17 protein-coding genes and 1 pseudogene are annotated in these 16,728 nt (G+C 68.9%); 3 read left to right on the top strand and 15 right to left on the bottom strand.

The genetic code is table 11. From position 1 onward, the window contains the following. Window positions 1-338: Sec-independent protein translocase TatB (locus ACHFGS_RS03165; protein WP_394289136.1), on the bottom strand; the 338-nt coding region annotated here is incomplete at its 3' end. 74 nt (window positions 339-412) lie between these two features. On the opposite strand from ACHFGS_RS03165, the gene ACHFGS_RS03160 reads away from it, so the two are divergent. After that, complete coding sequence (locus ACHFGS_RS03160; RefSeq protein WP_394289135.1) at window positions 413-1,048, top strand: O-methyltransferase; 636 nt, start codon at window positions 413-415, stop codon at window positions 1,046-1,048. A gap of 66 nt (window positions 1,049-1,114) precedes the next feature. Here ACHFGS_RS03160 and ACHFGS_RS03155 read toward each other — a convergent pair whose 3' ends face one another. The 3 genes from ACHFGS_RS03155 to dapE form a co-directional block, all read right to left on the bottom strand. Beyond that, window positions 1,115-1,288 (bottom strand): DUF3117 domain-containing protein, encoded by a 174-nt coding sequence (locus ACHFGS_RS03155; RefSeq protein ID WP_394278500.1) that lies wholly within the window; start codon window positions 1,286-1,288, stop codon window positions 1,115-1,117. Between the two features lie 92 nt (window positions 1,289-1,380). Next, window positions 1,381-2,577 carry a hypothetical protein gene (locus ACHFGS_RS03150; RefSeq protein WP_394289134.1) on the bottom strand — a complete coding sequence of 399 codons (1,197 nt, stop codon included), beginning with the start codon at window positions 2,575-2,577 and terminating at the stop codon, window positions 1,381-1,383. Further along, window positions 2,559-3,635: a succinyl-diaminopimelate desuccinylase gene (gene dapE, locus ACHFGS_RS03145; RefSeq protein WP_394289133.1), complete on the bottom strand. Its 1,077-nt coding sequence runs from the start codon at window positions 3,633-3,635 to the stop codon at window positions 2,559-2,561. Before dapE ends, ACHFGS_RS03150 begins: the two co-directional genes overlap by 19 nt. Window positions 3,636-3,714: 79 nt before the next feature. Between dapE and dapD the strand changes: the two genes are divergently transcribed. After that, window positions 3,715-4,659 carry a 2,3,4,5-tetrahydropyridine-2,6-dicarboxylate N-succinyltransferase gene (gene dapD / locus ACHFGS_RS03140; protein ID WP_394278503.1) on the top strand — a complete coding sequence of 315 codons (945 nt, stop codon included), beginning with the start codon at window positions 3,715-3,717 and terminating at the stop codon, window positions 4,657-4,659. A gap of 19 nt (window positions 4,660-4,678) precedes the next feature. Here dapD and ACHFGS_RS03135 read toward each other — a convergent pair whose 3' ends face one another. From ACHFGS_RS03135 to ACHFGS_RS03095, 9 genes and pseudogenes are all read right to left on the bottom strand, one after another. Continuing rightward, window positions 4,679-5,071: an SHOCT domain-containing protein gene (locus tag ACHFGS_RS03135; RefSeq protein WP_394278504.1), complete on the bottom strand. Its 393-nt coding sequence runs from the start codon at window positions 5,069-5,071 to the stop codon at window positions 4,679-4,681. A gap of 73 nt (window positions 5,072-5,144) precedes the next feature. Further along, the gene (locus ACHFGS_RS03130) at window positions 5,145-6,413 is read right to left on the bottom strand and encodes a citrate synthase (protein ID WP_394289137.1); all 1,269 of its coding nucleotides are present in this window, start codon (window positions 6,411-6,413) and stop codon (window positions 5,145-5,147) included. A gap of 123 nt (window positions 6,414-6,536) precedes the next feature. Further along, window positions 6,537-7,643 (bottom strand): succinyldiaminopimelate transaminase, encoded by a 1,107-nt coding sequence (gene dapC / locus ACHFGS_RS03125; RefSeq protein WP_394289132.1) that lies wholly within the window; start codon window positions 7,641-7,643, stop codon window positions 6,537-6,539. A 9-nt stretch (window positions 7,644-7,652) separates the two neighbouring features. Next, complete coding sequence (gene fdxA / locus ACHFGS_RS03120; protein WP_394289131.1) at window positions 7,653-7,973, bottom strand: ferredoxin; 321 nt, start codon at window positions 7,971-7,973, stop codon at window positions 7,653-7,655. Between the two features lie 9 nt (window positions 7,974-7,982). Then, window positions 7,983-8,366, bottom strand: coding sequence for a histidinol dehydrogenase (locus ACHFGS_RS03115; RefSeq protein ID WP_394289130.1), 384 nt, complete (start codon window positions 8,364-8,366; stop codon window positions 7,983-7,985). A gap of 32 nt (window positions 8,367-8,398) precedes the next feature. Continuing rightward, a complete protein-coding gene (locus tag ACHFGS_RS03110; RefSeq protein WP_394289129.1) occupies window positions 8,399-8,713 on the bottom strand; it encodes an AzlD domain-containing protein in 315 nt (104 codons plus the stop codon). Then, the gene (locus ACHFGS_RS03105; RefSeq protein ID WP_394289128.1) at window positions 8,710-9,423 is read right to left on the bottom strand and encodes an AzlC family ABC transporter permease; all 714 of its coding nucleotides are present in this window, start codon (window positions 9,421-9,423) and stop codon (window positions 8,710-8,712) included. Before ACHFGS_RS03105 ends, ACHFGS_RS03110 begins: the two co-directional genes overlap by 4 nt. A gap of 17 nt (window positions 9,424-9,440) precedes the next feature. Then, window positions 9,441-11,354: pseudogene (gene typA / locus ACHFGS_RS03100) on the bottom strand (translational GTPase TypA). An 83-nt stretch (window positions 11,355-11,437) separates the two neighbouring features. After that, window positions 11,438-13,231, bottom strand: a complete 1,794-nt coding sequence (locus tag ACHFGS_RS03095) for a dipeptide ABC transporter ATP-binding protein (protein WP_394279148.1) — start codon at window positions 13,229-13,231, stop codon at window positions 11,438-11,440. Between the two features lie 44 nt (window positions 13,232-13,275). On the opposite strand from ACHFGS_RS03095, the gene ACHFGS_RS03090 reads away from it, so the two are divergent. Continuing rightward, on the top strand, window positions 13,276-13,884 hold the full coding sequence (locus ACHFGS_RS03090) for a PH domain-containing protein (RefSeq protein ID WP_394279147.1): 609 nt from the start codon (window positions 13,276-13,278) through the stop codon (window positions 13,882-13,884). Between the two features lie 8 nt (window positions 13,885-13,892). On the opposite strand, the gene ACHFGS_RS03085 is transcribed toward ACHFGS_RS03090, so the two are convergent. Beyond that, window positions 13,893-15,089 carry an ABC transporter permease gene (locus tag ACHFGS_RS03085; protein ID WP_394279146.1) on the bottom strand — a complete coding sequence of 399 codons (1,197 nt, stop codon included), beginning with the start codon at window positions 15,087-15,089 and terminating at the stop codon, window positions 13,893-13,895. A 1-nt stretch (window position 15,090) separates the two neighbouring features. Beyond that, window positions 15,091-16,608, bottom strand: a complete 1,518-nt coding sequence (locus ACHFGS_RS03080) for an ABC transporter permease (protein ID WP_394279145.1) — start codon at window positions 16,606-16,608, stop codon at window positions 15,091-15,093. Window positions 16,609-16,728: the final 120 nt, after the last annotated feature.

Below are 16,728 nucleotides of genomic sequence, written 5' to 3'. Positions count from 1 at the left end.
CCTGTAGCAGGTGCCGCCGCGATGCCGTCGGTCGCCACGGCGGGCGCCGCCGCCACCGTCGCAGCGGGAGCGCGGACGGGTGCGTCGTCGATGAGGGCTTCGCGGATGATGCGTCGCGGGTCGTACTGGCGCGGGTCGAGCTTCTGCCACTCGATCTCGTCGAACTCCGGCCCCATCTCCTCTTTGACCCGGCTCCGGGCCCCGTCGATCCACTCCCGGACCTGACGCGTGAAGCTCGCGAGCTTCGCGGCGTAGCCCGGCAGCCGCTCGGGGCCCAGGAACAGCGCGGCGATGAGCAGGATGAGGAGGATCTTCTCCAGATCGAGCCCGTTCGACATAGCTCCCAGGTTACCCGTGCGCCTGAGTCGTCCGATGCTGCACGCAACCTAGGCTGAAGGCGGAGGTCCCACCCATGACCGAGTACGACGCCACCCGCCGATACGCCGACGAGGCGATCGCCGAGCCCGACACCATCGCCCGTGCCCGTGCGCACGCCCTGGAGATCGGCGCCGACCCCATCAGCGCGGCCGTCGGCGCCCAGATCGCGGTGCTCACCGCGGCATCCCGCGCCCTCAATATCGTCGAGATCGGCACCGGCGGCGGTGTCTCCGGTCTGTGGCTGCTGCGCGGATCGCCTCGCGCCACCCTGACGACGATCGACAAGGAGCCCGAGCACCTCGCAGTGGCGCGCTCCGCCTTCGCCGACGCTCGCGTCCCCGCCGCGAGAGCCCGCTTCATCACCGGCCGCGCCACCGACGTGCTCCCCCGCATGAACGAGGCCTCGTACGACATCGTCCTGGTCGACGCCGACCCCGAGGGGGTCATCGAGTACGTCGAGCACGGCCTGCGCCTCGTCCGCGCCGGCGGAACCGTCCTGGTGCCCCGCGTGCTCGCCGGCGGCGCCGTCGCCGACCCGGTGCGCCGTGGCCCGCTCGAGACGGCGTACCGCTCCCTCATCCAGGAGACGCAGGCCTCCCCCGCCGTCCTCGGCGCGCTGTCGATCGTGGGCGAAGGCCTGCTGCAGCTGACCACCGTCGCGACCGACTGACCTCTGGCGGGAACGACGAACGGCCGGTCCCCCGACCGGCCGTTCTCGTGTGCTGTGAAGAAGGTGTCAGGCTGCGCTGACGACACCACTCAGAACCGAGTGGAGCTCCTTCGCCTCTTCGTCGTTGACGGACACCACGAGGCGTCCACCCCCCTCGAGCGGAACACGCACGATGATGAGGCGGCCCTCCTTGACGGCCTCCATAGGTCCGTCTCCGGTGCGCGGCTTCATGGCTGCCATTGTGGGGCTCCCTTTCGTCTTCGTCCTACCGGACAAGTCTACCCAATGGGGTGGAGGCGTGATCGCCGACGCTCAGTGATCGTCATGCGTCGTCACGGGATGCGGTAGAACGTGTCGCCCCGCGCGAGCATCTCGTGGATCCACCACCATTGCCCCGCGACGCACAGCACCAGCACCCCGACGCGCCACCAGCGCGCCGTCGGCAGCGCGAACGCCCCTGCGAGCGGCGTGAGTGGCAGCAGCAGCCGGAAGGTGCTCGACTGCGGGAAGAAGACGGCGAGCAGGTACACGAGGTAGCTCACCGACCAGAGGCGGATCTCGGGTCCGAGTGCCCTCACCCGTGCGGAGAGGAGCCCCGCGACGACGCCGGCGAGCAGCACGCCGAGGGCGATGTAGCCGACGGGCTCCGGCATCCCCCACAGCCCGAACCACATCGCGGCGGCGGTGATGACTCCCGAGAGCGGCACGAAGCCCTCTTCGGATCCGAGCCAGCTGCGGCGCCACGCCAACTCGGTTTCGAGGTACCCCGACGGGTCGCCCGTGGCGATCGCCGTGATCACCTGCCAGGAGAATCCGATGACGGTCGCCCAGGCGCCGAGCGCGATGATGTGGACGACATGACGGGCGGGCAGCCGGTCACGCGTGCGCGAGAACCATCGCATGATCCCGTACAGCCCGAGCAGCAGCGCGAAGGCGAGGACGCCCGGGCGTGTGTACCCCATGAGCGGGATGAGGAGGTACAGCCATCCGAACCGGCGCTTCGTCAGCTCCCGGAGGGCGAGCAGAAGCCACACGAGGAACAGCGACTCCGCATACCCCATCTGGAAGAGCGCGGCCAGCGGCCCGTTCGCGAAGAAGGCGACCGCCCAGAGCGCGGCGGCGGTGCCGATGCGGGGGCGCAGCAGATGGAACAGCAGGACGGATGCCACGTACCCCGCGACCAGTGACACGAGGATCGCTCCGGCGGGATATCCCCCGACGAGCGTCCCCAGCGCCCGAGCGAGGAAGGGGTAGAGCGGCATGAACGCCCACGCGTTCTCGGCCACGTTCCCGGCGTCGTCCACCGGCAGTTCGGTGGGATAGCCGGATGCCGCGATGAGCCAGTACCACTGGCTGTCCCACCCCATCGCGAGGTCGGCGATCCCGGCATCCGCTCCGAACCGCGAGGTCGGCCCCGACAGCGTCGCGGCGAGCTGGAAGAACCCGGTGGTGACGAGCCTGGCGAGCAGGTAGACACCGGCGATGACCGCGGCGACCGCGGCGGGCGACCTCAGGCGCCGGTCAACCATGCCCGAAGGCCGCGCTCGACGTCGATGATCTGCGAGAGGGCGACGCGCTCCTCGTCGTGATGGGCGAGGTGCGGGTCCCCGGGACCGTAGTTCACGGCCGGGACGCCCATCGCCGAGAAGCGGGCGACGTCGGTCCAGCCGTACTTCGGCTGCGGCACCGCTCCGACGGCGGCGACGAACTCCTGCGCGAGGGCGGCGTCGAGCCCCGGACGAGCCCCCTCGGAGAGGTCGACGACCTCGACGTCGAAGCCCGCGAGCACGTCGCGGACGTGCGCCTCGGCTGCCGCGCCGTCCTTGTTCGGCGCGAAGCGGTAGTTGACCTCGACCTCGCACGCGTCGGGGATGACGTTCCCGGCGATGCCGCCGCTGATCCGCACGGCGTTGAGGCCTTCCCGGTAGACGAGGCCTTCCACGTCGACCTCGCGGGGTCGGTACTCGGCGAGGCGTGCGAGGATCGGTGCGGCCTTGTGGATGGCGTTCTCGCCGATCCAGGCGCGGGCGCTATGGGCGCGCACGCCGCGGGTGCGGACGATCGCACGGAGGTTGCCGTTGCAGCCGCCTTCGACCTGGCCGTTGGACGGTTCGCCGAGGATCGCGAAGTCCGCGGCGAAGAGGTCGGGGCGCGTCGCCGCGAGTCGCGTGAGGCCGTTGAGCTCGGCGGCGACCTCTTCGTGGTCGTACCACATCCAGGTGATGTCGACACGGGGGTCGGTGAGCTCGGCGGCGAGCTTCAGCTGTACCGCGACGCCCGCCTTCATGTCGACCGTGCCACGACCCCACAGGAACGGCTCGCCGTCGACCTCGATGTCGCGGGTCGGCACGTTCCGGTTGATCGGCACGGTGTCGATGTGCCCCGCGATCGCGACCCGCTGCGCGCGCCCGAGGTTCGTGCGCGCGACGATCGTGTCGCCGTCGCGGTAGACCTCGAGGTGGGCCAGTCCGTTCACGGCGTCGAAGATCGCATCGGCCAGGGGCGTCTCCTCGTCGGACACGCTCGGGATGTCGCACAGGGTGCGGGTGAGATCGACAGAGGACGCGCGGAGGTCGAGCCGGGGCATGCTCCCGAGTCTAATGACGCCGCCATGTCGGGACCTCACCGGCGCGGGCACGCCCCTGCCGGGCCGGTACCCTGGAGGGGTGAGTGAACTGCGTCGCGTGTGGGGTATCGGGCTGGCTACGACGAGCACCGACGGGACGGTGCTCGACACCTGGTTCCCGTCCCCCGCCCTCGGGACGACGCCGGAGGCCCCCGACACCAGCTCGCTCGACCCGTTCACCGGCGCCGACGAACGCCGCGGTGTCACCGTCTCCGTCGTGACCGTCGAGATCGACCTGGATGCCGCGCCCGCGGGCACCTCGGATGCGTACCTTCGACTGCACGCCCTCTCGCACCGACTCGTCCGACCCAACGACCTCGATCTGTCCGGCATCTTCGGTCACCTTCCGAACGTGGCATGGACCAACGCCGGACCCGTGCACCCGAACGACCTCGAGCGGCTCCGCCCGGGACTCGTCCGCGCCGGCATCCAGGTGCAGGGTGTCGACAAGTTCCCCCGCCTGACCGACTACGTGACCCCCGCAGGCGTCCGGATCGCCGACGCGTCGCGCGTGCGGCTCGGCGCCTACCTCTCCCCCGGAACGACCGTGATGCACGAGGGCTTCGTCAACTTCAACGCGGGGACTCTCGGCGCGTCGATGGTCGAAGGTCGCATCTCGCAGGGCGTCGTCGTCGGCGACGGCAGCGACATCGGCGGCGGCGCCTCGATCATGGGCACCCTGTCGGGCGGCGGCACCCACCGGGTGTCGATCGGAGCGCGCACGCTCCTGGGCGCGAACGCGGGCATCGGCATCTCCCTCGGCGACGACTGCGTCGTCGAGGCAGGGCTCTACGTCACCGCCGGCACGAAGATCGTCCTCGCGGGTGAGCCTGCGACCGCGGACGGTCGTCGCCCGGTCGTCAAGGGGGCCGAGCTCTCCGGCCGCAGCGGCATCCTGTTCCGACGGAACTCGCTCACCGGCGCCGTCGAAGCCGTTCAGCGCGCGGGAGTGGGCGTCACCCTCAACGCCGACCTGCACGCCTGATCGGCACTACCGCGGATCGTCACGTACCCAGCGCGGCCGCGCGCGCCGCGCGGTGCTCTTCTTCGCTGATCACGCCCCGCGCGCGCAGGTCGTCGAGCTCCGCGAGGCGCTGCTCCGTGCTGGGCGGAGGTGACGCCGGTGCCTGCTCTGCCAAGGCGCCGCTGCGGAGGACCTTCGCCGCGATCGCCGCATCGACCGTCAGTGGATCGACCCCGGCATCCTTGAGGACCCGGTACTTCCGAACCGCTGTGATGATCGATATGACGAAGACCGCGGCGACGGCGATCATCACCACGACGAAGATCACGCCGAAGCCCGCCATGAATCCCGGCGCCCCGCCCAGAGGGTCGAACATCTCCCCGCCGGGATCGACGGGTACCGGGATCGACGCTTCGCCCCACTGTGCGCTCATGCGGTCACCATAGCGCCTGCGCCGGGACGCGAAAAGGCCCGCCACGCTGCTGCGTGGCGGGCCTTTTCGAGGTTCAGACGCCGGGGTAATCCCGCTCGCCTGCACCGATGTAGAGCTGCTGCGGGCGACCGATCTTGGTCTGCGGGTCGTACTGCATCTCGCGCCAGTGAGCAAGCCAGCCGGGCAGACGGCCGATCGCGAACAGCGGCGTGAACATGCGGGTCGGGAAACCCATCGCCTTGTAGATGACGCCGGTGTAGAAGTCGACGTTCGGGTAGAGACGACGCTCCTTGAAGTAGTCGTCGCTGAGCGCGATCTCCTCGAGCTCGTTGGCCAGGGCCAGCAGCGGGTCGGTGACACCGAGTTCGCGCAGCACCTCGTCGGCCGACTCCTTGACGAGCTTGGCCCGCGGGTCGTAGTTCTTGTAGACGCGGTGACCGAAGCCCATGAGCTTCACGCCGTCTTCCTTGTTCTTGACCCGCTCGACGAAGCGCTGCACGCTCTCGCCGGAGTCGCGGATGCGCGCGAGCATGTCGAGCACGGCTTCATTGGCGCCGCCGTGCAGCGGGCCGTACAGGGCGTTGATTCCGGCCGAGATCGACGAGAACTGGTTGGCGCCGGTGGAGCCGACCAGGCGCACCGTCGAGGTCGAGGCGTTCTGCTCGTGGTCTTCGTGGAGGATCAGCAGGCGCTCGAGTGCGCGCGACATGACGGGGTTGATCTCGTACGGCTCGGCGTGGTTGCCGAAGTTGAGCTTCAGGAAGTTGTCGACGAAGCTCAGCGAGTTGTCGGGGTAGAGGAACGCCTGGCCGACGCTCTTCTTGTGCGCATAGGCCGCGATGACGGGGAGCTTCGCAAGGAGGCGGATCGTGTTGAGCTCGACGTGCTCGGGGTTGCCCGGGTCGCTCTGGCCTTCGTAGTAGGTCGAGAGCGCAGCGGTCGCCGCCGACAGCACCGACATCGGGTGCGCGGTGTGCGGGAGCGCCGAGAAGAAGTGCTTGAGGTCCTCGTGCAGGAGCGTGTGCCGACGGATCTTCTCGTCGAACTCGCCGAGCTGATCTGCATTGGGAAGCTCGCCGTAGAGCAGCAGCCACGCCACCTCGAGGTAGGTGCTGTGCTTCGCGAGCTGCTCGATCGGGTACCCGCGGTAGCGAAGAATGCCCTGGTCACCGTCGATGTAGGTGATCGCCGACTTGGTGGCCGCGGTGTTGACGAAGCCGTAGTCGAGCGCGGTGTAGCCGGTCTGCTTCATGAACGTCGAGAAGTCGACGCTCGGAACCCCTTCGCTTCCCGCGATGAGCGGAAGACTCGCGGTCTTGTCACCAAGGGTGACGGTGGCCATCTGAGGGGTGTCCGCGTTCGTCACGAAGCCTCCTTGCGGTCGTCGGTTGCGTCTTACAGCCTACTGGTGTGAATTCGCCTCTCCTGACCCCGCCAATGGATCAGCGGAATCGTGAGAGGAAAGCTACGAAGCCCGCAGCCGCTGTGCCGCGGCGGCGATGCGGTCATCCGAGGCGGTCAGGGAGAAGCGCACGTGCTGCGGGAAGTGGGTCCCGTAGAAGTGCCCGGGGCCGGCCAGGATGCCGAGACGGGCGAGTCGATCGAGCGAATCCCACGCATCCTCGCCCGCGGTGGCCCACAGATAGAGTCCGCCCTCGCTGTGATCGATGCGGAAGCCGGCGGCCTCCAGAGCCGGCCGGAGGACGGCGCGCCGGGCGCGGTAGCGCTCGCGCTGCGCGTCGACATGGGCGTCGTCGCCGAGGGCGGCGACCATGGCCGCCTGGACGGGGGCCGGAACCATGAGTCCGAGGTGCTTGCGAGCGGTCAGCAGCGACCCCACGAGCGCGGGGTCGCCGGCGAGGAACGCGGCGCGATAGCCGGCGAGGTTCGACTGCTTGCTCAACGAGTAGACCGACAGCAGGCCGGAGAGATCGCCATCGGTCACGCGCGGGTCGAGGACGCTCGGCACCGCGGCATCCGCCCAGGGACCGTCCCACCCGAGTTCGGCGTAGCACTCGTCGGATGCCACGACCGCACCGAGCCGGCGCGCGCGCTCGACCGCGCGGCGGAGGTCGGCAACGCCCAGAACACGTCCGTCCGGGTTGCCGGGCGAGTTGAGCCAGACGAGCTTCGTGCCCTCGGGCCAGGAATCCGGATCGTCCGCGGCGACCGCATCGGCGCCGACCAGGCGGGCCCCCACCTCGTAGGAGGGATACGCGGCGCGCGGATGCACGACGATATCGCCCGGGCCCAGCGCCAGCAGGAGCGGCAGCAGCGCGACGAGCTCCTTGGAGCCCACGGTCGGCAGGACGTGCTCGGCCGTCAGCCCCGGCACCCCCCGGCGACGGTCGTACCACTGCGCTATCGCCTCACGGAGGGCGGGGGTCCCGACCGTCTGCGGGTAGGCGTGCGCGTCGGTCGCGGCGGTGAGTGCGGCCGCGATGACAGCCGGGGTCTTGTCGACGGGAGAGCCGATTGAGAGATCGACGATGCCGTCAGGGTGGGAACGGGCGCGCTGCGCGTAGGGTGCGACGGCATCCCACGGATAGTCAGCGAGGTCGTGGACGCTCACCGGCAGGACTCAGTGAGCCTGCGGCGGCAGGGCGGCGATGATCGGGTGATCCTTCGGGATCACACCCACCTTGGCAGCGCCGCCGGGAGAGCCGATGTCCTGGAAGAAGTCGACGTTGGCGGTGTAGTAGTCCTGCCACTCGTCGGGGAGGTCGTCCTCGTAGTAGATCGCCTCGACGGGGCACACCGGCTCGCAGGCGCCGCAGTCGACGCACTCATCGGGGTGGATGTAGAGGGAGCGTTCACCTTCGTAGATGCAGTCGACAGGACACTCGTCGATGCAGGCTCGATCCTTCACATCCACGCACGGCAGGGCGATCACATACGTCACGTGACGAGTCTAGTTCGTCGTCCGACGGGCGGGCGCCGCCGGCCACGCCACGATGAGTGCGGCGATCAGCGGCACGGCGAACGTCCAGATGACGCCCGTGGTGATCTCGCCCTCGGCCGGTGCCGGCACGACGACCGATCCGCCCGGGCCCTGACCTGACAGGATGACGGTCGCCACAAGCGCGCCGACGCCCGCGCCCAGGGTGGAGCCACGCTCCCCCGTCAGGGTGCGCACGGCGACCAGCAGAGCGATCAATCCGACGAGGGCGACGACGAGACCGATCGGGACCGGACCCCAGGCGGCGGCCTGGCCGATGACGCCGGCGACGCCGTAGACGAAGCCGATGACGCCGGCGAGGACCCAGGTGGCGATGCGGGCGACGGTCGAGTTCACGCCACCAGCATAGGCACGGCCCTCGCGCGCGTTCACGCCGCCCAGCCGAGCGCGCGAAGCGATGCGGCCACCGCCGCCGCCGCGACGACGACGACGAGGAACGGCGCCCGCACCGCGAGGAGGATCGCCGCGGCGAGGACCGCCGGCACTCGCGCATCGACGACGATCGCCTGCCCCGCCCCCACGGTCTGCACGACGACGAGAGCGGACAGGAGTGCGACCGTCAGGAGGTCGATGATCCGGGTGGGGCGCGGGGCGTCGAACACGCCGGGCGGGATGAGGTAGCCGACGGCCTTCAGCGCGACGCAGAGGATGGATGCCACCACGATCGCGGTCCAGAGGGTCACGGCGCGACCTCCACCGAGACACCGTCCGGCGTCCGACGCTCCCAGCGGTTCGACCAGCCGACGGCCACGGCGACGAGCGCCGCCACCGGCACCGGCAGCCCGGGCATCATGACGGGGGTCAGCAGGCCCGCCACGACCGCGGCCGCCGCGCCGACGGCCATCGCCTGACGCCGCTGCAGGCGCGGCCAGAGGAGGGCAAGGAAGGCCGCCGCCGCCGCGGCATCCAGTCCGTAGGCGCGGACGTCGCCGAGGACGTCGCCGAGAAGCGCGCCGGCGAGGGTGGACAGGTTCCACCCGAGGTAGATGCCCACGCCGGTCACCCAGAACCCGGTGCGCCGCGCCGCGGCATCCGTCTGCGCGAGGGAGACGGCGGTCGATTCGTCGATCGTGAGCGGTGCGGCCGCTGCGCGACGGAGCGCGCCGGGCCCGATGACGGGCGACATCCGCAGGCCGTAGGCGACGTTGCGGACACCGAGCAGCGCTGCCGAGGCGATGGCCGCACCGGCCACCCCTCCTCCGGCGATCACGCCGACGAACGCGAACTGCGATCCGCCGGTGAACATCACCAGACTCAGGACGCAGGCTTGCCAGACGTCGAGTCCGGCAGACGCGGCCAGCGCCCCGAACGAGATGCCGTACGCACTGGTGGCCACAGCCACCCCGATCCCATCGCGCCAGGCGCGGCGGACCGGCGACGGTTGTGCCGCCATGCGCTCCCCCAGCCGGGTCAGGCGTTCGCGTCCTGGCGCTTGCGCTGCGACGCGACGCGACCGCGGATGGTCGCGTCGAGCTCGACCTTGCGGATGCGGACCTTCTCGGGCGTGACCTCGACGCATTCGTCGTCGCGCGCGAACTCGAGGCTCTCCTCGAGGGTGAGCACGCGCGGCGGCGTCATCGACTCGAAGGAGTCCGACGTCGACGAACGCATGTTCGTGAGCTTCTTCTCCTTGGTGATGTTGACGTCCATGTCGTCGGCGCGCGAGTTCTCGCCGATGACCATGCCCTCGTAGACCTCTTCGGTCGGCTGCACGAAGAAGCTCATGCGCTCCTGCAGGGCGATCATCGCGAACGGGGTGACGACGCCGGCACGGTCGGCGACGATCGAGCCGTTCTGGCGCGTCGAGATCGCGCCGGCCCACTCGTCGTAGCCGTGGGAGATCGCGTTGGCGATGCCGGTGCCGCGGGTGATGGTGAGGAACTCGCTCCGGAAGCCGATCAGGCCACGCGAGGGGACGATGAACTCCATGCGCACCCAGCCGGTGCCGTGGTTGGTCATCGTCTCCATGCGACCCTTGCGGCCGGCCATGAGCTGCGTGATGGCGCCGAGGTGCTCCTCGGGCGCATCGATCGTCAGGTGCTCGAAGGGCTCGGTCAGCTTGCCGTTCTCGTCACGACGCGTGACGACCTGCGGCTTGCCGACGGTGAGCTCGAAGCCTTCGCGGCGCATGTTCTCGACGAGGATCGCGAGGGCGAGTTCGCCACGGCCCTGCACCTCCCACGCGTCGGGCTTGCCGATGTCGACGACCTTGAGCGAGACGTTTCCGATCAGCTCGCGGTCGAGGCGGTCCTTGACCATCCGGGCGGTGAGCTTGTGCCCCTTGACCTTGCCCATGAGGGGCGAGGTGTTGGTGCCGATCGTCATCGAGATCGCGGGGTCGTCGACGGTGATCGCGGGCAGCGGCCGAACGTCCTCGGGGTCGGCGATCGTCTCGCCGATGGTGATGTTCTCGATACCGGCGATGGCGACGATGTCGCCGGGGCCGGCCGACTCGGCCGGGAAGCGCTCGAGCGCCTTGGTTTTGAGCAGCTCGGTGATGCGCGCGGTGGTGTGGGTGCCGTCGTGACGGACCCAGGCGACCGTCTGGCCCTTCTTCAGGGTGCCGTTGAACACGCGCAGCAGCGCGAGACGGCCGAGGAACGGGCTGGAGTCGAGGTTCGTGACCCACGCCTGCAGCGGGGCCTCGTCGTCGTACGACGGTGCGGGGACGTGCTCGAGGATCGCCTCGAACAGCGGCTCGAGGTCGTCGTTGTCGGGCAGCGAGCCGTTCTCGGGGCGGTTGCGGGATGCCGCGCCGGCGCGGCCCGACGCGTACACGACGGGGACGTCGAGGAGCGCGTCGACATCGAGGTCGGGCACGTCGTCCTGCAGGTCAGAGGCGAGACCCAGGAGCAGGTCGTGCGCCTCTTCTTCGACCTCGGCGATGCGGGCGTCGGGGCGGTCGGTCTTGTTGACCAGGAGGATGACGGGGAGCTTGGCCTCGAGGGCCTTGCGCAGCACGAAGCGCGTCTGCGGGAGGGGGCCCTCCGAGGAGTCCACCAGCAGGACGACACCGTCGACCATCGACAGCCCGCGCTCGACCTCGCCACCGAAGTCGGCGTGACCGGGCGTGTCGATGACGTTGATCGTGATCGGCTCGTCGGTGTGGGCACCGTTGTACGTGATCGCCGTGTTCTTGGCGAGGAACTTGATGCCCTACTCACGCTCGAGGTCGTTCGAGTCCATGGCGCGCTCTTCGACGTGCGCGTGTTCGCCGAACGATCCGGTCTGACGGAGCATGGCGTCGACGAGCGTCGTCTTGCCGTGGTCGACGTGAGCGACGATCGCGACGTTGCGCAGATCAGGGCGGAGGGCGTGGGCCATGAGGGTCCTCAACAAAGCGAAATGGGGTGCCACCCGGATTCGGGGGCACCCCATTGTACAAGCGGTTACCTGACCGCCCTGCGTCAGCCGGCGACCGCGTCGCTTCCGCCGATCTGGTGCTGGTCGGCGCCGGCCCCGATCAGGGCGGCGCGGGCCTGGCGGCGCTGACGCTGCCGGTCGGGGTCGGGCACCGGCACGGCGGCGATGAGACGCTGCGTGTAGGGATCCTTCGCGCCGCGGAGGATCTGATCCCGCGAGCCGACCTCCACGAGCTTGCCGTGGTGCATCACCGCGATGCGGTGAGCCAGGATGTCGACGACCGCGAGGTCGTGGCTGATGAACAGACACGCGAACTTCAGCTCCTGCTGAAGTTCCTGCAGGAGGTCGAGGAAGCGGGCCTGCACCGATACGTCGAGCGCCGAAGTCGGCTCGTCCGCGACGAGCAACTCGGGTGCGAGCGCGAGAGCGCGCGCGATGCCGACACGCTGCTTCTGACCGCCCGAGAGCTCGTGCGGGAATCGGTTTCGGTAAGAGGTCGGAAGCTCCACCTGGCTGAGCAGCTCCTCAACGCGGCGGTCGAGCTCCTTGCCGGAAGCCTCGCCGGCCAGAAGCAACGGCTCACCGATCGACTGACCGATCGGCATCCGCGGGTTCAGCGAAGATGCCGGGTCCTGGAAGACGATGCCGGTGCGGCGGCGGATGGCCGTAAGGTCCTTGGGCGAGGCGTTGGAGATGTCGGTGCCGACGGCCGTGAGCTTGCCCGCGGCGATCGGCAGCAGACCGATCGCGGCACGACCCAGGGTGGTCTTTCCGGACCCCGACTCCCCCACGAGGCCCATGATCTCGCCGGGGTAGACCTGCAGGTCGATGTTCTCCGCCGCACGGAATGCGGGGATCCGGCCGCGCTTCGGGTACTCGATGGCGACGCCCTCGAAGGAGAGGACGGGCGTCGCGCCGCGCTCGGACGGCGGCGCCTCCTGGGAGGCCTGCTCGCGGATCGCGGCCACCGAAGCGACACCTTCGGCGACGACGCCCGCTTCGACGGGCTCGAGGACGCCGAGGCCGAGGTGCGGCACCGAGGCGAGCAGTGCCTTGGTGTAGTCGTGCTTCGGGGCGTGGAAGATCTCATCGACCGTTCCGGACTCGACGACCACGCCGTTCTTCATGACCATGATCCGGTCGGCGAGGTCGGCGACGACACCCATGTCGTGAGTGATGAGGATGATCGCGGAGTCGAGTCGGTTGCGGAGGTTGCGCATCAGGTCGAGGATCTCGGCCTGCACGGTGACGTCGAGCGCCGTCGTCGGTTCGTCGGCGATGAGCAGCAGGGGGTCGCACGAGATGGACTGCGCGATCATGGCGCGCTGGCGCTGGCCGCCGGAGAGCTGGTGCGGGTACTTGTGGAAGGACTGCTCGGGGTTCGGCATCTCCACCATGCGCAGCAGCTCGATGGCGCGCTCGCGGGCCTTGCTCGGGACCAGGTCGCGGTCGTGCGAGCGCAGTGCCTCCATGATCTGGAAACCGACGGTGTAGACCGGGTTCAGCGCCGTCATCGGCTCCTGGAAGATCACCGAGATGTCGTTGCCGCGGAGCGATCGGAGCTCGGCGGGAGACATCCCCTGCATCTCCCGACCCTGCAGCTTCATCGAGCCGGTCACCCGCGCGTTGTCGGGGAGCAGTCCGAGCAGGGCCATCGAGCTCGTGCTCTTGCCCGACCCCGACTCACCGACGATTGCGAGCACCTCGCCGCGGTGGAGTCTGTAGTCCATTCCGACGGCGGCGGGGTAGAACTTGCCGTCCACCCAGAACTCGACGCCGAGCCCCGAGACCTCGAGGACCGTCTCAGCGCCGGTCGGGGTGGCGGTCTCGGCCTTCATGGAGTGAGTCATTGGTTGTGTTCCCATCTGGAAAGCTGGAGGTCATGGCGTTCGAACAGGTCCGATACCGTCCGCTCGCGAGCCGTGTGCTCGCCGCTCTGACCGTCGTGGTGTGCACGATCGGCGTGATTGCGCTCGTCGTGATCGATGTGGGTGAGGCGCTGCGTTACGGATGGCCCCTGCTGCTGATCGCGGTGCTCGTGTGGGCGATGTTCTGGCGACCCGAGCTGATCGTGGCGGAGCACGGCATCACGGTGGTCAATGTGTTCCGCACCGAGTTCGTGCCGTGGCCGTCGATCATCATGGTCGACACGAAGTGGTCGCTGACCGTCCGCACCCCGTCGCGCGTCATCCGCGTCTGGGCGACGCCCGCGCCCGGGCGCCACCGTCTGCTGGGGCTCTCGCGCAGCGACTTCACCGGCCTCGGCGAGACCGCACGCGGCGCTCACGGCAGCCTTCGACCGAGCGATGCCCTGTCGGTGCCCTCCGGAAACCTCGCGCAGCTCATCCGATTCCGCTGGGAGCGCCTCGCCGAGACGGGTGCCCTGGATGCCGGAGCTGACCCGACCGCGGAGAAGACGACGTGGCACGCCGCGACGATCGCCGCGACGGCCGCGTTGGCGGCCGCCACGGTGATCGGCATCGTGGCCTAGCAGCGTCATCACCGCTCCGTGTCGGGGCGCCCGTCGTGCGGCGTCTCCGGTCGCGGATCGCGGTCTCCCGCCGGGTCGCCCGCGTACGGCGCCGCACCCGGCATCGTGACGGAGGGTGCGTCCGTCGCCGGGGACGTGTCGACAGCCGGAGCGACAGCCGCCGCTCCGCCGGCACGTCCGGCACGTGCCATCGCGCGCACGCTCGGCATCTTCTTTTGACGGGGGTCGAACGCGTCGCGCAGACCGTCGCCGATGAAGTTGATGCAGAGGGCGATCGCGATGATGAACACACCGGGCCACCAGAACAGCCACGGACGCGTCGAGAACGCCGCCTGGTTTTCGGAGACGATCTTGCCGAGCGAGGTGTCCGGGCTCTGCACGCCGAAGCCGATGTAACTCAGCGCCGACTCGAGGAGGATCGCACCGGCCATGAGGAGCGTGGCGTTGACGACAATCACGCCGACGGCGTTCGGCAGGATGTGGCGGAAGATGATCCGGCGATCGCGGGCGCCTGAGACGCGCGCGGCATCCACGAACTCCCGCTCGCGCAGCGACAGGAACTCACCGCGCACGAGACGGGCGAGCGTCGTCCACGCGAAGAGACCGATGATGACGCCGAGCACCGCGGCGCCGAGGCTTCCGAAGGTGCGCCCGAGGACCGAACCGATGACGATGAGCGGGATGGTGATGACGATGTCGGTGAAGCGCATCAGGACCGCGTCGGTGGCCTTGCGGTAGTAGCCCGCGAGAGCACCGATGACGACACCGATGATCGTGGCGACGACGCCCGCGATGACCATCACCATGATCGACTGCTGAGCACCGCGCATGACGACGGCGAAGATGTCGCGACCGACCTCGTCCTGACCGAACGGGTGGTTGCCGAACCGGATGCCCTCGCCGCCGAGCCACTGCGGGATGAAGCTGAGCGTCGGCGCGCCGCCATTCTCCACGTCGGGGAGCTCGGTCCAGTTGTACTGCCACCATCCGGGGATCCGGATCCCCCACAGGCTGATGCCCACCGAGGTGAACGCCAGCAGAACGATGAAGGTCAGGACGACCATGGCGACCATGGCGCCGCGGTGACGGAAGAACCGCCGACGGACGATCTGGCCCTGGCTGAGCCCCTCGGTCTCGCGCTGCTCGATCGTCGCTTCAGTGTTCAGAGTCCCGGTCGTAGCGGGTTCAGGGGTGACGGAGGTCATGTCAGCTCACCTTGATTCGGGGGTCGAGCGCCGCATACACCAGGTCCGCGATGAGGTTGAAGACAACCGCAAGCGTGCCAGCGACGACGAAGAAGGCCATGACGGGGTTGGGGTCAACGGAATGGATGCCGTCGACGAAGAGCCGGCCCATGCCGGTCCAGCCGAAGACGGTCTCGGAGATGACCGCACCACCGACGATGGAACCCACGTCGAACGCGATGATCGTCGTGATCGGGATCAGGGCGTTGCGGAATGCGTGACGGACGATGACGGTGCGCTCGGTGAGGCCCTTTGCGCGCGCCGTGCGGATGTAATCCTGGTTCATCACCTCGAGCAGGCTCGCCCGCGAGTAGCGCGTGTAGCTGGCGAACGAGATGAGGATGATCGCGATCGTCGGCAGCAGCAGGTGGGTGTACAGGTCGATGCCCTGGACCCAGAAGTTGCCGCCGAGGTTCGGCGTCGACGCTCCGACGGTGGCGATGGGGCGCCCGCGCACACGACCCGACGCCGCATAGACGGCCCAGTACGAGAAGTACTTGTCGAGTGCGATGAGTCCAGCCGAGATGAAGGCCGTGAAGATCGCCGTGCGGATGACTGGCCCGCGGTCGGGCTTGCCGAAGAGCCAGCCGGCGACACCGCCGACCACGATTGTCAGCACAGCAAGGCCTACGAACAGAGCGAGGCTCATGCCGTTGAGGAACGAGGTCATCGCCGGGTAGTAGAGCGCGATCCCGAGCGCTGCCATGCTGAGCGAGGCGTAGAGCGCCTTCTTGTTGTGGAGACCCGTGGAGACCGCCGTGATGGCGATCGCGGTGCCGATCGCGAGAACGGCGTAGACGACGATTCCGATCGTCGGATCCGCGAACCAGCGCGTGACAGAAAGGTAGACGAGCACACCCGCCGTCGCGACGGCGCCGATGCCGAACACCACGAGCTTGCGGATGAGGGAGCCGCCGAGGATCGACATCCACAGCAGTCCCGCCACGATCGCGGCGATGACGACCACGGGTATGGGGATCTCCGGATCGCCCAGCCAGTTATTGACCTGGATCGCACCGTACTGCTTGAGGAGCACGGCGACCCAGAAGATCGGAAGAGAGAAGAAGAGGAAGGAAATCAGCGTGACGGTGTAGTCGAAGCCGCTGTACTGACGCAGCGCCGAGACGATACCGACGGTGATGCCCAGGATGATCGCGACGATGGTCGCGGTCGTGACGAGGGTGATCGTCGCGGTGAGGGCGTTGGCCAGGAGCGCGTTGACCTGCTGGCCCTGCACGCTGATCCCGAAGTCGCCACGGAAGAGCCCGCCGAGCCACAGGAAGTAGCGCAACGGGGCGGGGACGTCGAGGTTGAGGAGCTTGGTTCGCGCCTCGATGAGCTGCTCCTTGTTAGGAGCATTCGACTGCCGGAGCTCTTCCAGAGGGTCTCCGGCAAGCGCCGTCAAGTTGTACATCAAGAACGTCGCGGCGAACAAGACGAACACCGAAGCGATGAGTCGTCGGATGATGAATGAAGCCATAGGGGTGCGGCCACCTGTCGATCGGGAGGGCGCGGCGCCGGCCGATCGGGCCGACGGCGTCACGCAGTGTTTAGAAGCCTAACAAGCGAAGGTGCAGGTCCCCGAGGGGACCTGCACCCC

The sequence above is a fragment of the Microbacterium sp. genome, from assembly GCF_043427715.1.
Lineage (GTDB): Bacteria > Actinomycetota > Actinomycetes > Actinomycetales > Microbacteriaceae > Microbacterium.
The sequence above is the reverse complement of the archived record's forward strand: the minus strand, read 5'-3'. Positions and strand labels throughout refer to the sequence as shown.

Bases quoted from the DNA above. Each gene is read 5' to 3' on its own strand.
- ACHFGS_RS03150 (WP_394289134.1), bottom strand. From the start codon at position 2,577: ATGGTTGACCGGCGCCTGAGGTCGCCCGCCGCGGTCGCCGCGGTCATC.
- ACHFGS_RS03080 (WP_394279145.1), bottom strand. From the start codon at position 16,608: ATGGCTTCATTCATCATCCGACGACTCATCGCTTCGGTGTTCGTCTTG.
- ACHFGS_RS03095 (WP_394279148.1), bottom strand. From the start codon at position 13,231: ATGAAGGCCGAGACCGCCACCCCGACCGGCGCTGAGACGGTCCTCGAG.
- dapE (WP_394289133.1), bottom strand. From the start codon at position 3,635: ATGCCCCGGCTCGACCTCCGCGCGTCCTCTGTCGATCTCACCCGCACC.
- ACHFGS_RS03160 (WP_394289135.1), top strand. From the start codon at position 413: ATGACCGAGTACGACGCCACCCGCCGATACGCCGACGAGGCGATCGCC.
- ACHFGS_RS03130 (WP_394289137.1), bottom strand. From the start codon at position 6,413: ATGGCCACCGTCACCCTTGGTGACAAGACCGCGAGTCTTCCGCTCATC.
- ACHFGS_RS03105 (WP_394289128.1), bottom strand. From the start codon at position 9,423: ATGGCGGCACAACCGTCGCCGGTCCGCCGCGCCTGGCGCGATGGGATC.
- ACHFGS_RS03085 (WP_394279146.1), bottom strand. From the start codon at position 15,089: ATGACCTCCGTCACCCCTGAACCCGCTACGACCGGGACTCTGAACACT.
- ACHFGS_RS03135 (WP_394278504.1), bottom strand. From the start codon at position 5,071: ATGAGCGCACAGTGGGGCGAAGCGTCGATCCCGGTACCCGTCGATCCC.
- ACHFGS_RS03090 (WP_394279147.1), top strand. From the start codon at position 13,276: ATGGCGTTCGAACAGGTCCGATACCGTCCGCTCGCGAGCCGTGTGCTC.
- ACHFGS_RS03155 (WP_394278500.1), bottom strand. From the start codon at position 1,288: ATGGCAGCCATGAAGCCGCGCACCGGAGACGGACCTATGGAGGCCGTC.